12 protein-coding genes and 2 tRNA genes are annotated in these 15,761 nt (G+C 62.3%); 4 read left to right on the forward strand and 10 right to left on the reverse strand.

Translation table 11 applies throughout. The annotated features are described in order from the left end of the window. Positions 1 to 93: 93 nt before the first annotated feature. Together rlmB and rnr are read right to left on the reverse strand one after the other, a co-directional pair. On the reverse strand, positions 94 to 867 hold the full coding sequence (gene rlmB, locus BLR92_RS06755) for a 23S rRNA (guanosine(2251)-2'-O)-methyltransferase RlmB (RefSeq protein ID WP_089726973.1): 774 nt from the start codon (positions 865 to 867) through the stop codon (positions 94 to 96). Between the two features lie 65 nt (positions 868 to 932). Next, positions 933 to 3,380: a ribonuclease R gene (rnr, locus tag BLR92_RS06760; RefSeq protein WP_089726784.1), complete on the reverse strand. Its 2,448-nt coding sequence runs from the start codon at positions 3,378 to 3,380 to the stop codon at positions 933 to 935. A gap of 200 nt (positions 3,381 to 3,580) precedes the next feature. Between rnr and BLR92_RS06765 the strand changes: the two genes are divergently transcribed. Further along, positions 3,581 to 3,667: transfer RNA gene (locus BLR92_RS06765), tRNA-Leu, on the forward strand. 31 nt (positions 3,668 to 3,698) lie between these two features. Next, a tRNA-Leu gene (locus BLR92_RS06770) sits at positions 3,699 to 3,785 on the forward strand. A gap of 89 nt (positions 3,786 to 3,874) precedes the next feature. On the opposite strand, the gene BLR92_RS06775 is transcribed toward BLR92_RS06770, so the two are convergent. From BLR92_RS06775 to BLR92_RS06785, 3 genes are all read right to left on the reverse strand, one after another. Next, positions 3,875 to 4,699 (reverse strand): DNA/RNA non-specific endonuclease, encoded by an 825-nt coding sequence (locus BLR92_RS06775; protein WP_089726786.1) that lies wholly within the window; start codon positions 4,697 to 4,699, stop codon positions 3,875 to 3,877. Positions 4,700 to 4,862: 163 nt separating this feature from the next. Beyond that, positions 4,863 to 5,138 carry an Lrp/AsnC family transcriptional regulator gene (locus BLR92_RS06780; protein WP_089726788.1) on the reverse strand — a complete coding sequence of 92 codons (276 nt, stop codon included), beginning with the start codon at positions 5,136 to 5,138 and terminating at the stop codon, positions 4,863 to 4,865. 42 nt (positions 5,139 to 5,180) lie between these two features. Further along, entirely contained in the window at positions 5,181 to 5,678 is a 498-nt protein-coding gene (locus tag BLR92_RS06785; RefSeq protein WP_089726790.1) for a methylated-DNA--[protein]-cysteine S-methyltransferase, read from the reverse strand. 261 nt (positions 5,679 to 5,939) lie between these two features. Here BLR92_RS06785 and BLR92_RS06790 point away from each other — a divergent pair, with 261 nt between their 5' ends. Beyond that, positions 5,940 to 6,257 carry a high-potential iron-sulfur protein gene (locus BLR92_RS06790; protein WP_089726792.1) on the forward strand — a complete coding sequence of 106 codons (318 nt, stop codon included), beginning with the start codon at positions 5,940 to 5,942 and terminating at the stop codon, positions 6,255 to 6,257. Between the two features lie 98 nt (positions 6,258 to 6,355). Here BLR92_RS06790 and BLR92_RS06795 read toward each other — a convergent pair whose 3' ends face one another. From BLR92_RS06795 to BLR92_RS06815, 5 genes are all read right to left on the reverse strand, one after another. Next, complete coding sequence (locus tag BLR92_RS06795; RefSeq protein WP_089726793.1) at positions 6,356 to 7,900, reverse strand: SpoVR family protein; 1,545 nt, start codon at positions 7,898 to 7,900, stop codon at positions 6,356 to 6,358. A 27-nt stretch (positions 7,901 to 7,927) separates the two neighbouring features. After that, entirely contained in the window at positions 7,928 to 9,211 is a 1,284-nt protein-coding gene (locus tag BLR92_RS06800; protein ID WP_089726796.1) for a YeaH/YhbH family protein, read from the reverse strand. An 80-nt stretch (positions 9,212 to 9,291) separates the two neighbouring features. Beyond that, positions 9,292 to 11,214 carry a PrkA family serine protein kinase gene (locus BLR92_RS06805; RefSeq protein ID WP_089726798.1) on the reverse strand — a complete coding sequence of 641 codons (1,923 nt, stop codon included), beginning with the start codon at positions 11,212 to 11,214 and terminating at the stop codon, positions 9,292 to 9,294. Between the two features lie 199 nt (positions 11,215 to 11,413). Continuing rightward, entirely contained in the window at positions 11,414 to 12,472 is a 1,059-nt protein-coding gene (locus BLR92_RS06810) for a threonine aldolase family protein (RefSeq protein WP_089726800.1), read from the reverse strand. Positions 12,473 to 12,592: 120 nt separating this feature from the next. Then, positions 12,593 to 14,605 carry an NADPH-dependent 2,4-dienoyl-CoA reductase gene (locus BLR92_RS06815; protein ID WP_089726801.1) on the reverse strand — a complete coding sequence of 671 codons (2,013 nt, stop codon included), beginning with the start codon at positions 14,603 to 14,605 and terminating at the stop codon, positions 12,593 to 12,595. A gap of 125 nt (positions 14,606 to 14,730) precedes the next feature. Here BLR92_RS06815 and BLR92_RS06820 point away from each other — a divergent pair, with 125 nt between their 5' ends. Further along, complete coding sequence (locus tag BLR92_RS06820; RefSeq protein WP_089726803.1) at positions 14,731 to 15,648, forward strand: alpha/beta fold hydrolase; 918 nt, start codon at positions 14,731 to 14,733, stop codon at positions 15,646 to 15,648. Positions 15,649 to 15,761 lie beyond the last annotated feature (113 nt).

The raw sequence follows: 15,761 nt of genomic DNA on the forward strand, positions 1-15,761 counted from the left end.
TCCGAATGGCGGAGGATTCCGACCACGGGAAGCAAGGAGTCATTGATTACTGGGTGAGGGTGTTCGAAGAACCGCACAATTGTAGTGATCGCGTCAACGGCTTGCAAGCTGGCGCTGGCGCATCGCTTCAAACAGACAGATGCCGGTGGCCACCGAGACATTGAGACTCGATACGCTACCGGCCATGGGCAGCTTGACCAGGCCGTCGCAGGCTTCGCGGGTCAGGCGCCGCATGCCCTTGCCTTCGGCGCCCATCACCAGCGCACAGGCACCAGTGTAGTCGGTATCATAAAGGCTGGCCTCGGCCTCGCCGGCGGTACCGGTGATCCACACCCCGGCTTCCTTGAGTCGAGCCATGGCGCGAGCCAGGTTGGTGACCTGATAGACAGGCACCGTTTCGGCGGCGCCGCAGGCGACCTTGCGCACCGTGGCGTTGAGCGGTGCCGCCTTGTCCTTGGGCACGATGACGCCATGCACGCCGGCGGCGTCGGCGCTGCGCAGGCAGGCACCGAAGTTGTGAACGTCGGTCACGCCATCGAGTATCAGCAGCAATGGCGGTTGCTCGTGCGGCCAGCCGCCCAGCTTGTGCCACAGTTCTTCTTCGCTGCGGGCCATGAGCGGCGCGCAGAAGGCGATCACGCCCTGGTGGGCGCCGTCGCGGGCAAGCTCATCGAGCGCCTCGCGAGGCTGGCCGACCAGCCGGGTACCGGCAGCGCGCGCCTGCTCGATCAATGCCGCCAATCGCGTCTCGGCCCGGCCCTCCTGAATCCACAGTTCGCGTGGCGCTTCGCCGTGCTCCAGCAAGGCTTGCACGGCATGCACGCCGAACACGCCATCCAGACCATTGGGCGGCGCAACCGACGACACGCCACGTCCCGGCTTGTTACGCGGCGTGCTCGATTTGCCACGTGACCGATGTGGCGCGCCTCGACTCACGACTTGTTTCCTGAGGGCTTCCTGCCACCACGGCGGCGTCCACCCGGCGCCGCGGCGGTGCCCTCGCGCTCCTGCTTGCCGGGGCGCGGCTTGCGCTTACGCGGCTTCTTCTGGCTCGGCCGAGCCTCCTTGGGTGCCGCGCTGGCCGGCCCGGCATCGAGACCGGCCTTGCGCTTGCGCGGCTGACGATGCTTGCGCGGCAACTCGTCGACCAGTTCGAAATCGATCTTACGGTCGTCGAGATCGACCCGCGCGACCCGCACGGTGACGCCATCGCCGAGGCGGTAGGCGATACCGCCACGCTCGCCCTTGAGGCGATGTTTCTCGGGCTCGTAATGGTAATAGTCGGAGGGCAGCGAGGTGACATGCACCAGCCCTTCGACATACACGTCGTTAAGGCGCACGAAGATACCGAATCCGGTCACCGAGGCGATGGTGCCTTCGAAGACATCGCCGACCTTGTCGGACATGAACTCGCACTTGAGCCAGTCGGCGACGTCGCGGGTCGCATCGTCGGCGCGTCGCTCGCTCATCGAGCAGTGCTCGCCGAATTCGATCATCTGCTCGAAGGTGTAAGGGCACCACTTGCTCGGCTTGTCCACCGGCGCGCCCTCGGCGCGCTGCACCGTGGCGGTCTGGCGTGGGCCGCGAATCACCGAGCGAATGGCGCGATGCACCAGCAGGTCGGGGTAACGGCGAATCGGCGACGTAAAGTGTGCATAAGCCGGATAGGCCAGGCCGAAATGGCCTTCATTGTGCGGCGAATAGACGGCCTGGCTCATCGAGCGCAGCATCACCGTCTGGATGATATCGGCGTCGGGGCGATCCTTGATCGTCTCGCGCAGTGCCTGGTAATCCTGCGGCGTGGGCTCGTCGCCACCACCCAGCGACAGCCCCAGTTCGTTGAGGAACAGGCGCAGTTTGTCGAGGCGCTCGGGCGACGGCTGCTGGTGGATGCGATACAGCGCCGGCAGGTCGTGCTTGTCGAGAAAGCGCGCGGTGGCCACGTTGGCCGCCAGCATGCATTCCTCGATCAGCTTGTGGGCGTCGTTGCGCGAGCGCGGCACGATGGCTTCGATCTTGCGCTCGGCGTTGAACAGTATCTCGGTTTCGGTGGTCTCGAAGTCGATGGCCCCGCGCTCGCTGCGTGAAGCGCGCAGCAGCTTATACAACGCATGCAGCCCCTTCAGCGACGGCAACAGCGCGCGGTAACGCTCGCAGAGTTCCTGACCCGCCGGGCTATCCGGCGCCTCGAGCATCGCGCCGACCTGGGTATAGGTCAGGCGTGCATGCGAACGAATCACCGCCTCATAGAACTTGAAGCGACTGATCGCGCCGGTCTGGGAGATGTTCATCTCGCAGACCAGCGTCAGCCGATCGACATCGGGGTTCAGCGAACACAGCCCGTTGGAGAGCAACTCCGGCAACATCGGCACCACCTGGCCGGGGAAATACACCGAGTTGCCGCGAATGTGCGCCTCGTGATCCAGTGCCGAACCTGGCCTGACGTAATGCGAGACATCGGCGATGGCGACCAGCAGTTTCCAGCTCCCCGACTTGGTCTTCCAGGCGCACACCGCGTCGTCGAAATCCTTGGCATCCTCGCCGTCGATGGTCACCATCGGCGTGTCGCGCAGATCGATGCGGTGCTGCTTGTCGCTCTCGAGTACCTCGGCCGATATGCTGGCGATCTCTTCCTCTACCTCGGGTGGGAAATCGGCGGGGATATTGTGGCTGCGGATGGCGATGTCGATTTCCATCCCCGGGTCCATGCGCTCGCCGAGCACTTCGATCACTTCGCCCACCGGCTGCACGCGGGTCTCGGGCTGCTGGGTGATGCGCACCGAGACGATCTGGCCGTCCTTGGCGCCGCCCGTGGCCTTGTTGGGAATGATCACTTCCTGGGCGATGCGCGAGTTTTCCGGGATCAGCAGCGCGAACTCGCTCGAGCGCTCGCGATACAGCCCCACCAGCGTCTGGGTGTTGCGCGCCAGCACCTCGGCGATGGTCGCCTCGTCGCGGCCACGACGGTCGCGACCGCTGATGCGCACCAGCACGTGATCGCCATGGAAGACTCGGCGCATCTGGCGCGGCGGCAGGATCAGGTCGGGCTTCTTGCCATCGTCGCGAATCAGAAAACCGATGCCGTCGCGATGCCCCAGCACCTTGCCCTTGATCAAATCCAGCTTGTCGATCAACGCATAGGCGCCGCGCCGATCGCGCAACACTTGGCCGTCGCGCTCCATGGCCGCCAGACGGCGGCGCACGGCCTCCATCTGGTCCTCGTCGTCGAGGCCCAGCATGCGGCTCATGTTCTCATGGGTAATCGGCTTGCCATACTCTTCGAGGCGGGCAAGCAGATACTCGCGACTGGGAACGGGTTTATCGTATTTGCTGGCTTCACGGTTGGCGTGCGGATCGTCGCTTAGCGTCCAATGGTTCATGAAAGATGCGTCCTTGAAGGCGAATGAGCGAGCGGCAACAACCGTGAAACGGCATAAAGGTATGATGTCATGCGCGCAGTATAGCGCCGAGCATGAGGCGACCCAACCATTTGCCCTACCGGATGCTGTCGTTTTTACGTTTCGAGGGCGTTTTCACGCTTGCATTCCAAGGCGAAAACGGTAATATGCGTGACCACTTGGCCCAGGTGGCGGAATTGGTAGACGCGCTAGCTTCAGGTGCTAGTATCCTTACGGATGTGGAGGTTCAAGTCCTCTCCTGGGCACCAAGTAAACGATTCGGCAAGACAGACATGATACGCCCAGGTGGCGGAATTGGTAGACGCGCTAGCTTCAGGTGCTAGTATCCTTACGGATGTGGAGGTTCAAGTCCTCTCCTGGGCACCACGCCTCGTATCATGTCCCCTCGGCAGTTCCCTCTCGATCGCTAGCCTTGGCTTATCCGCGTTTCAGTTCATTCAGCTTACCCCAGCACTTCAATAGCGCGCCGGCAGCCTGGCGACTTCCTGTAGTTTCCAGCCCTGAGTGCGCACTCGCCCTTCCAGCCCCCGCTCGACCGTTTCAGGCAGCAACGGGAAGAAGTCCAGCCCGGTTCGCGCCTCGATCTCGTCGATGCTGGCCAAATAGCGATCCAGCGGCTCGTTGCCGTGTACCGTTTGCGGCATCAAAAAGGCCAGCGCCATGGGCCGTTCGCCCGGCACCACCAGAATCTTGTAGAAGGCCGAGGGCACCTGCACCAGACCGACGCGCCGCAAGACACTCGGGAAGATATCCGCCGGAAAGACCGGCCCGGTGACGACCTGCAGGGCATCGAAGCGCGGCACGAAGTGATCGATCACCACCTCTTCGAGACGCTGCCAGAGCCGCCGATTCAGATCGGGGCGCTGCGGCGAGATATTCGACATCAGGAAGGTGTCGAGCTGCGCTTCGCGGCCATGCACGAGGGCGATCGCGTAGTTGGGCGCCAGGTGGCCACGATCGTAACCGCTGCCGCCGTAGCTGTCCGCGGCGACCGGCCACAGAGTGCGCCAGTCCTGCTGGTAATCGGGGCGTGAAGCGATGCGCGATTCGTCGACGTCGCGAAGGCGGTAACTGACCCATAGCGGATTGACGCGGATATCCGACCAGCCGATCAGCACGCCGTCGTTGCGCAGCACACGATGCACATTCAGCGGCCCAATCACATCCCAGGTCGGCAAGCCCATCCAACTCAGCCGAGCGCGGACGTCCTGCTCCTGCCAATACCACAGCCCGGTACCGACCAGCACGAACAACAGGCTAATACCCAGGTTGCGAACCATACGCCCTATTCAAACCGAAGAGATGGCCTGCTCTGACAAGTCGGCGAGCGATGATCAGGCAAGGCAAAAATTTATGAAAGGGCGGAGTTTACACAAAGTAAATGAGTTCCTTGAGTAAATTTTTAACGCCGCATGATTGAGCGCAGCAACTTGCCAGGCAGGCCTACAGGCCCACGCTGAACATGGTCTCGAGATCGTGGCGGGAGTGCACCTGCATGGCGTTGAGCGTTTCGGTCTCACGCACGCCTTCGACCTGCACGAGGCGCTCGGTGACCAGTGCCGCCAGGCTTTCGAAGTCTCGGGTCCGCGCAATCGCCACCAGGTCGTAGCGGCCACAGGTGGAATACACCTCGCTGATACCCTCCACTTCGGCCAAGCGCTCGGCGACGGCCTTGATCTGGCCCTTCTCGGCGTTGATCAGAATCACGGCGTTTTGCATCGGGCTCTCCCTGCTGAACTGACTCGGTGGGGGCTGAGTATATCAGTCGCTCGGCTTGCTGGGGTCATCTTGTGGATGGCGTTCCTCCAATGCCAGCAACTGCTGCTTGATGGCCTCGCCAGCGCTGTAGCTGCCAATACCATCGGCGGCCACCACCCGATGACAAGGGATCAATAGCGGTAACGGATTGGCGTTATTCGCGGCGCTGATCGCGCTGGCCGCCCTGTCGTGGCCAATGCGTTTGGCCAGTTCTCCGTAGGTGCGGGTTTCGCCGTAGGGAATACGCACCAGCGCCGCCCAGACTTCACGCTGAAAGTCGTTGCCCTCGGGCGCCACATCGACGCTGAAGCTGCGCCGGCGTCCATCCAGGTAGGCCAGGACCTGATCGCGCGCTCGCGCGAGAGCATCGTCGTCGCGTCGCCAGCTTTCCTCGGTGGTCTCCGGGTGCGGGCCGTCGAGGAACGACAGGCGGCGCAGCCCCATGTCGTCGCCCACCAGCAGCAACTCGCCCAACGGGCTGGAAAAGGTGGTAAAGCGCATGGCAATCTCCTTTGCATTGACGCCGAATCATCGCTATCGCGACCGATTGCCACACGAGCAGGCAGGAATTAGTGGCATGGGCTCAGCTTCTACTAGGATAGTAGGGTAGAACGTTAGTGCATTTCGCACCTGACACCGACATGCGCTCAAACGTAAAGCAGAGGCGGATCACCGCCCATGACCGTGACGGCGTTGCCGGCCCATGCTTGCGCGAGGCGCGGGCCGAGCACGCAAAGAAGACCAAAACCCCAAGGAGATACCATGGCCAATCATAGTCGCCGCGATTTTATGCGCCATAGCCTGTTCGGCCTCGCCGCCCTGCCGCTGGGCGCCGGCATGCTTTCCAGCCGCGCCCTGGCCCAGGAGTTGACGCCGCTGGACCCGGAAAACCCTCAGGCCAAGGCGCTGAACTATGTGACCGACGCCAGCCAAGCCAGCGGCCATGCCGCCTATGAAGAAGGCGAAACCTGCGCCAATTGCATGTTCTTCCAGCAGGCCAATAACGGTTGCCAGTTGTTCCCGCAGAACAGCGTCGCTCCCGAGGGCTGGTGCCAATCCTGGACCGCAAAGCCGGCCTGACGGCTATCGCACTGAACGTCAAGTTCAAGCGCAGCACGCCGGCAATGCCGGCGTGCTCGTTGCGACCCTGTCGATTCCGCTTACCTTCAAGGCTTTGATTAATCGTCACTGTCTTCCGGTAACGGCCATTGATAACGCCGCACGATTTCATCGCCCTCCATCGACGCCAGCTTGACCGGAAAACCCCATAGCTGGTGCAAATGACGCATCACCGGATAAACGCTCTTGGCCAGCGGCCGACGACGGTCCTGCACGTGGTGCAGAGTGAGCGACCGGTCGCCACGAATATCGGCTTCCCATACCTGGATGTTGGGCTCGCGCACCGATAGCGCGTATTGCGTCGACAGCGCCTCGCGGATGCGCTGATAGCCACGCTCGTCGTGGATGGCCGTGATCGTCAGCATCTCTTCGGTGTCGTCATCGACCAGCGAGAACAGTTTGAGATCGCGAATCACCTTGGGTGACAGGAACTGCTGGATGAACGACTCGTCCTTGAAGTTGCGCATGGCGAAATGCAGGGTATCGAGCCAATCGCTACCGGCGATATCGGGGAACCACTCACGATCCTCGGCGGTGGGTTCCTGGCAGATTCGCTTGATGTCGCTGAACATCGCAAACCCCAGCGCATAAGGGTTGATGCCATTGTAATACGGGCTGTCGAAGCCCTGCTGAGCGACCACCGCGGTATGCGATTGCAGGAATTCGAGAATCAGCCCCTCGTCGACCTTCCCTTCGTCGAACAGCCGGTTCATCAGCGTGTAGTGCCAGAAGGTCGCCCAGCCCTCGTTCATCACCTGGGTCTGGCGCTGAGGGTAAAAGTACTGCGCCAGCTTGCGCACGATACGCACGATTTCGCGTTGCCAGGGCGCCAGCAGCGGCGCGTTCTTCTCGATGAAATAAAGCAGGTTCTCCTGGGGTTCGGCGGGATAACGCCCGGATTGATGCAACCCCAGCGGGTCCTCGTCGTCGCCTTCCAGCGGCTCGACACTATCCTGCGGCGTCGGAATGGTTCGCCACAGCAGATTGACCTGCGATTGCAGATACGCTTCGCGCTCTGACTGGCGGCGCGCCTCCTCATCGGCGGAAATCGGCGAGGGTCGCTTGTAGCGATCGACACCGTAGTTCTGCAAGGCGTGGCAGGCATCCAGTAGCTGCTCCACCGCTGCCACGCCGTGGCGCTCCTCGCATTCGGTCACGTATTTTCGCGCGAACACCAGATAATCGACGATCGCCGAGGCGTCGGTCCAGGTACGAAACAGGTAGTTGCCCTTGAAGAAGGAATTGTGGCCATAGCAGGCATGCGCCATGACCAATACCTGCATCATCAGGGTGTTCTCTTCCATCAGATAGGCGATGCAAGGATCGGAGTTGATGACCAGCTCATAGGCCAGCCCCATCTGGCCGCGCCGATAGGCCTGCTCGACGGACAGGAACTGCTTGCCGAACGACCAGTGATGGTAGCCGACCGGCATGCCCACGCTGGCGTAGGCATCCATCATCTGCTCCGAGGTGATGATCTCGATCTGGTTGGGGTAGATATCCAGCCGATACTCATCGGCCAGTCGGGCGATCTCGCGCTCGTAGGTGGTGAGCACCTCGAAATTCCAATCGGAACCGGTGGAGATAGGGGTACGTTTGCTCATACTGCCTCCTTCGGACCGCATCAAGACTCACTGCTGGGAGCGACGCCGGAACAGCTCGCGGAAGACCGGGTAGATATCGCCCGATTCAACGATCTGACGCATGGCGAAGCGCTCGGGGAACTCGTCCTGCACGGTCTCGTACTCCTCCCACAATGCCTGATGAGCATGGGGCGTGATCTCGACATAGGTATAGTACTGCAGGCGTGGCATCAACGATTTGAGCAACACCTGGCGGCAAGTGGTGGAGTCGTCGTCCCAGTTGTCGCCGTCGGAGGCCTGGGCCACGTAGAGATTCCACTGCGCCGCGGGGTAACGCGCGGTGATGATCGAATCGACCAGGCTCAGGGCACTGGAAACGATGGTGCCGCCGGTCTCCCGCGAATAGAAGAACTCCTCCTCGTCGACCTCCTTGGCCGCAGTGTGGTGGCGCACGAAGACCAGCTCGACCTTCTCGTAGTTGCGCTCCAGGAATAGATAGAGCAACAGGAAGAAGCGCTTGGCGATGTCCTTGTGCGACTGGGTCATCGACCCGGACACGTCCATGATGCAGAACATCACCGCCTTGTTGGACGGTTGCGGCTGGTTGACCAGGTTGTTGTAGCGAAGGTCGTAGGTGTCGATGAAGGGGACCGCATCCAGGCGCTTTTCGAGGCGCTCGATCTCATCCTTCAGCTCGGTGATGCGCGCCGGGTTGCGCAGCACCGGGTCCTTGCGTTCCTCGGCGTCGAGGGCTTCGATGGCCTCGCGCAAGGCACGCTTGATTGGCGCGCGCATGGCGATACGCCGCGCCTGGGCCTCGCGCATCGAGCGCACGATGTTGATGCGCGACGGCACCCCATCGCGGGCAATACCAGCGCGCACCGGGCGCACTTCCTCGAGATCGACCAGTTGCTTGCGTTCGAGATGCGGCAGTTCCAGGCCGTCGAAGACGAAATCGAGAAACTCCTCGCGGGTCAGCGAGAAGGCGAACTCATCCATGCCCTCGCCCTGGTTGGAAGCGTTGCCTTCGCCGCTCCCACCGCCTCCCCCACCGCCGCCGGGGCGACGCAGCTGATCACCCTCGACGAACTCCTTGTTACCGGGGCTGACGATGGTGCGCTGCCCACCGGGGCCATGCTGGAACACCGGCTCGGAGATGTCCCGGGCCGGTATCGATACCTTCTCGCCGCGTTCCATGTCGGTGATCGAGCGCCGATTGACCGCCTCCTCCACCGAACGCTTGATATGCGTGCGGTAGCGATCCAGAAAACGCTGGCGGTTGACCTCGCTCTTGTGGCGGGCGTTGAGACGCCGGTCGATAAAATAGCTCATGCATTACCTCCACTGAGCGTGGTGCACCGCTTGGCGGGGATATGAACACATTCCCCTCCCCTCGCCCGTCGCTGCGTCGGTTACTGCGATTTACGCACCCGCAGATACCACTCGGATAGCAAGCGCACCTGCTTTTCGGTGTAGCCACGATCGACCATGCGCGCCACGAAATCTTCGTGTTTGTGCTGATCGGCGGTAGACGCCTTGGCATTGAAGGAAATCACCGGCAACAGCTCCTCGGTGTTGGCGAACATCTTCTTCTCGATCACGCCCTTGAGCTTCTCGTAGGACTGCCAGCTGGGGTTCATGCCGTTGTTCTGCGCCCGCGCGCGCAGCACGAAGTTGACCACCTCGTGGCGGAAGTCCTTGGGATTGGAGATACCCGCCGGCTTTTCGATCTTTTCCAGTTCCTCGTTGAGCGACTGGCGGTTGAACAGCTCGCCGGTCTCGGGATCGCGGTACTCCTGGTCCTGAATCCAGAAGTCGGCATAGGTGACGTAGCGGTCGAAAATATTCTGGCCATATTCGCTATAGGATTCGAGATACGCGGTCTGGATCTCCTTGCCGATGAAATCGACATAGCGCGGCGCCAGGAACTCCTTGATGAAACGCAGGTAACGCTCGTGAGTCTCCTTGGGCAGCTGTTCGTGTTCGAGCCGCTGCTCCAGCACGTACAGCAGATGCACCGGGTTGGCGGCGATCTCGTGAGTATCGAAGTTGAATACCTTGGACAAGATCTTGAAGGCGAAGCGCGTCGAGCGGCCATCCATGCCCTCGTCGACCCCGGCGGAGTCGCGATACTCCTGAATCGACTTGGCCTTGGGATCGGTGTCCTTGAGATTCTCGCCGTCGTAGACGCGCATCTTGGAATAGACGCTCGAATTCTCCGGCTCCTTGAGTCGCGAGAGCACCGAGAATTGCGCCAGCATGCGTAGCGTGTCGGGCGCGCAGGACGCCTCACTCAGCGACGAGTGCTCGAGCAGCTTCTTGTAGATGTTGATCTCTTCGGAAACCCGCAGGCAGTACGGCACCTTGACGATGTAGACGCGGTCGAGGAAGGCCTCGTTGTTGCGGTTGTTGCGAAAGTGCTGCCATTCGCTTTCGTTGGAGTGAGCGAGAACGATGCCATCGAAGGGGATCGCGCCCATACCCTCGGTGGGGTTGTAGTTGCCCTCCTGGGTGGCGGTAAGCAACGGATGCAGCACCTTGATCGGCGCCTTGAACATCTCGACGAATTCCATCAGCCCCTGGTTGGCCTTGCACAACCCACCGGAGAAGCTATAGGCATCGGCGTCGTCCTGGGAATAGAGTTCGAGCTGGCGAATATCGACCTTGCCCACCAGCGAGGAGATATCCTGGTTGTTCTCATCGCCCGGTTCGGTCTTGGAGATGGCAACCTGATTGAGACGCGACGGATGCAGGCGCACCACGCGGAACTGCGAGATATCGCCCTCGTATTCCTTGAGGCGCTTGGCCGCCCAAGGCGACATCACGCTTTTCAGGTAGCGGCGCGGAATGCCGTACTCCTTCTCGAGCAACTCGCCGTCCTGCTCCGGCGAAAACAGCCCCAATGGCGACTCGTAAACCGGCGAGTCCTTGATGGCGTAGAACGGCACTCGCTCCATCAATAGCTTGAGCCGCTCGGCCAGTGATGACTTGCCACCGCCCACCGGCCCCAGCAAGTAGAGAATCTGCTTGCGCTCCTCGAGACCCTGGGCGGCATGTCGGAAGTAGGCGACGATCTGCTCGATGGCCTCCTCCATGCCGTAGAACTCGGAGAACGCCGGGTAGCGACGAATGACCTTGTTGGTAAAAATCCGCGAAAGTCGAGGATCCTTGGCCGTGTCGATGACTTCCGGCTCGCCGATCGCTTCCAGCATGCGTTCGGCGGCCGAGGCGTAGGCGCCAGGCTCCTTGCGGCACAGTTCCAGATACTCCTGAAGACTCATTTCTTCCTGCTGAACCTGCTCATAACGGTTCTGCACGTGATCGAAGATACTCATTGAGGCCTCCTTGAATCGCGATCCCCGGCTGCTAGACAGGCGTCGGTAGCTTCCGGAATGGCGTATTTATCAGCGTAGTCGGATAAAGCGCTGAAAATGGAGAGCTTGCCGCAAGGTTTTCAACGCAACCGCGCGATGCCCTTCTTGTCTATTCAGAACGTTAGACACCGCGATTGGTTCGATACGTCAAATAAGGAAATTATGTGCTCGTTTCGCTCAGGCCGGCATCGAGCGCCAGACGGATGTCGGCAAGCAAGCTATCGAGTAGCTCCGGCGTGGTATTCCAGGCACACACGAAGCGCACGCCGCTAGCGCCAATGAAGGTATAGAAGGTCCAGCCCAGCTCGCGCAAATACGCCAACAACGGCGGTGGAAAGCGCACGAACACGCTATTGGCCTGGGGCGGGAACAACAGTTCGGCACCCGGCAGGCCATCCAGCCCGGCGGCTAGATAGCGCGCCATGGCATTGGCGTGCTCGGCGTTACGCCGCCAGGCGCCGGTCTCGAGCAGGCCCAGCCAGGGCGCGGCGATGAAGCGCATCTTCGAGGCCAGCTGACCCGCCTGCTTGCAACGATAGCCGAAGTCTTCTGCGAGTTCACGATTGAAGAAGATCACCACCTCGCCCATCGCCAGGCCATTCTTGGTACCCGAGAAACACAGCACGTCGACACCGGCCTGCCAGGTCAACTCGGCCGGCGAGGCATCGAGCGCGGCGCAGGCGTTGGCGAAGCGCGCACCATCCATGTGCAAGCGCAGCTCGTACTTGTCGGCGACGCTGCGCAATGCCAGCAACTCCTCGCGGCTGTAGACGGTACCTACCTCGGTAGCCTGGGTGACCGACACCACCTTAGGCCTGGGAAAATGAATGTCATCGCGGCGAGCCATCAGCCGCTCGATTCCCTCGGGGGTGAGCTTGCCGTTCGCGCCACTGGCGGTAAGCAGCTTGGCGCCGTTGGAGAAGAACTCCGGGGCGCCGCATTCATCGGTTTCGATATGCGCCAGCTCATGGCAGATCACGCTGTGATAACTCTGGCCCATGGCCGCCAGCGCCAGCGAGTTGGCGGCAGTACCGTTGAAGACGAAGAACACCTCGCAGTCGCAATCGAACAACTGACGCAAGCCCTCGACAGCACGCTGGGTCCAGGCGTCGTCACCGTAGGCGAGATCGTCACAGGCGTTGGCTTGAAGCAGGTAGTCCAGCGCTTCGGGGCAGATGCCCGAGGTGTTGTCGCTGGCGATGAAGCGGGGGGCAGGCATCGCAACTCCTTTGTTATCGACTGATTCAATCGAAGCCATCGCGGCCTCGCTATTGGGCGTGGATGACACGCCCAATCAGTCTATCATTGCGCCCCGCTTGCAAAGCGTCCGAATCGGCTTTTACAGCGCCGCCGCCAAGCGCGTGCCCTGATCGATGGCGCGCTTGGCATCCAGCTCGGCCGCCTCCTGGGCGCCGCCGATCACATGCACCGATATACCTGCCTCACGCAGCGGTTCGAGCAGCTCGGTCACCGACTCCTGGCCGGCGCAGACCACCACGTTATCGACCGCGAGCAGCCGCGCCTCGCCATCGATGCGCACATGCAAGCCTTCGTCATCGATGCCTAGGTACTCGCATCCAGCCAGCGTCTCGACGCCGCGATGCCGGAGCGAAGCGCGATGCACCCAACCAGTGGATTTACCCAGGCCCTTGCCCGGCTTGGAGGCCTTGCGCTGCAACAGGTAGACCTGACGCGGCGACACCGGGCGATTCGGCGCCTTCAGCCCGCCGCGCTCGGTCACCGTCATATCCACGCCCCACTCGTCGCACCAGGCTTGCGTGTCGAGCGTGGGGTGGCCGACGTGGGTCAGCAACTCGGCGACATCGAAGCCGATGCCACCGGCACCAATGATCGCCACGCGCGACCCGATGCGCTCGGGATGGGTGATCGCCGTAGGGTAGTTGACCACCTTGGGGTGATCGCTGCCCGCCAGCGCCAGTTCTCGCGGGCGCACCCCGGTCGCCAGAATCACTTCATCGAAATCGCGCAGCGTCTGCACGTCGGCGGCGGCGTTCAAGCGCACATCGACGGCGTGTTTCTCGAGCATTACCCGGTAATAGCGCAACGTTTCGTCGAACTCCTCCTTGCCGGGAATCCTGCGTGCGAAATTGAACTGCCCGCCGAGCTCGACACCACGCTCGAACAGCACCACGCGGTGGCCGCGGCTGGCCGCCGCGACCGCGCTGGCAAGCCCCGCCGGACCGGCGCCGACCACCGCGACCGACTTGGGCATCTCGGCGGGCAAGAGTTCCAGTTCGGTTTCGTGACAGGCACGCGGATTGACCAGGCACGAGGTCAACTTGCCCTGGAAGGTATGGTCGAGGCAGGCCTGATTGCAGGCGATGCAGGTGTTGATCTCATCGGCGAGTCCCGCCTCGGCCTTGTCGATCCACTCGGGGTCGGCGAGAAACGGCCGCGCCATCGACACCATGTCGGCATGGCCCTCGCCCAGCACGCGCTCGGCGACCTCGGGCATGTTGATACGGTTGGTGGTGATCAACGGAATCGACAGCTCGGCCTTCATGCGCCGGGTGACTTCACTGAACGCCGCGCGCGGCACGCTGGTGACGATGGTCGGCACCCGCGCCTCGTGCCAACCGATGCCGGTATTGATCAGGCTGGCGCCGACGGCCTCGATGGCCCGACCCAGCGCGACCACTTCCTGCCAGGAGCTGCCCCCCTCGACCAGGTCGATCATCGACAGGCGGAAGATGATCAGAAAGTCCGCCCCCAACGCCTGGCGAATGCGCCGCACGATCTCGACCGGGAAGCGTATACGATTGGCGAACTCGCCGCCCCAATCGTCATCGCGCCGGTTGGTGCGCAGGCACACGAACTGATTGATCAGATAGCCTTCGGAGCCCATCACCTCGACGCCGTCGTAGCCGGCATCACGAGCGAGCCTGGCGCAGTGCACGTAATCCTCGATCTGACGTTCGATGTCACCTGGCGTCAACTCACGCGGCTCGAACGGATTGATCGGCGCTTGAATCGGCGATGGCGCGACCAGTTCGGGCGAGTAGGCGTAACGTCCGGCATGTAGAATCTGCAGACAGATCAGCCCTTCCTCGGCATGCACCGCTGCCGTGACCTCGCGGTGCTGAGCGGCTTCCTCGGTAGTGGTCAGCTTGGCGGCGCCCTGAAACACCGCGCCCTCCGGGTTGGGCGCAATGCCGCCGGTGACGATCAAACCCACGCCGGCCCGCGCCCGCTCGGCATAGAACGCCGCCAGCCGGGTGAAGCCCTGCGGCGCCTCTTCGAGATTGGTGTGCATGGAACCCATCAGAACGCGGTTCTTGAGTGTCACCGAGCCCACATCCAGCGGCCGAAACAGGTGGGGATAGGAGTTCACGGTCGGTTCCTCGCTTGCGCCAAAATTCAAACAACTGTATGAAAGAGTATGAAGCGTGTCGCCGGGACTGCGCAAGACACAATCCCGGCCCAGGCCACAGGTATCGAGAAGCCGGATGAATCGTCATGACCTACGACACCACCCAACATAGCATCCCGCTCGCCAGTGGCGGCGGCGTGCAGTTGACCCGCTTTCGCCCCACCGGGTCGCCGCGTGCCGCCGTGCTCTGCTGGCATGGCGCCATCGAGTCGGGGCGCATCTTCCATAGTCGCTCCGGCAAGGGGCTCGCGCCCTGGCTGGCGACGCACGGCTTCGACGTGTTCGTCGCCGACCAGCGCGGCCGCAACGGTGCATTGCCGCAGCCGGCACGTGGCGTGCGGCTTGATCAGACCGATGTGATCCGCGACGAAATCCCCGCCACCATCGAGGCGACGATCGAGTTGAGCGGTCAAGCGCACCTGCATGTTGTCGCCCACTCGTGGGGCGGCGTGCTAATCGCCGCGCACCTGGCGCATCGCCCCGCCAACCGCGTGCGAGTCGTCAGTCAGGTGTATTTCGGCAGCAAGCGCTGCGTGCATAGCTGGTCGCCGCAACGCCTGTTGTACGTGGATCTGATCTGGAAGGGACTGGGGCCGCTGGTGCGCGGCCTGTGGGGCTACATGCCGGCGCGCGCACTCGGCTGGGGTAGCGACGACGAATATGCCGGCATGCATCGTCAAAGCGTGGCCTGGGTGCGGCCTTCGCCCTGGCGTGACTCGCGCGACGGTTTCGACTATGCGGCGGCGCTGGCCCACGGTGGCCTGCCACCCACGCTGCATCTTGCCGGCGCGGCGGATCGCGCGCTCGGCCATCCCGACGACGTGGCACGCTTCGCCGCCGAATGCGGGCCGCATATTCAGGAAAACCGTCTACTGGGGATTGGTGCCGGACTGTCACGCGATTACGGTCATCTGGATATGCTGACCCACCCGCAAGCCGCCGAGGAAGTCTACCCGCTGGCCGAGGCATGGTTGAGCGCGCACGGCGAAAAACCGTGCTCCTGAAACGACAAAACCCCAAGCCATGGGCTCGGGGTTGGCAGCGGCATATCGATAATGGCGGACCGGACGGGACTCGAACCCGCGACCTCCGGCGTGACAGGCCGGCATTCTAACCG

It is taken from the genome of Modicisalibacter muralis (genome assembly GCF_900102945.1).
GTDB lineage: Bacteria > Pseudomonadota > Gammaproteobacteria > Pseudomonadales > Halomonadaceae > Modicisalibacter > Modicisalibacter muralis.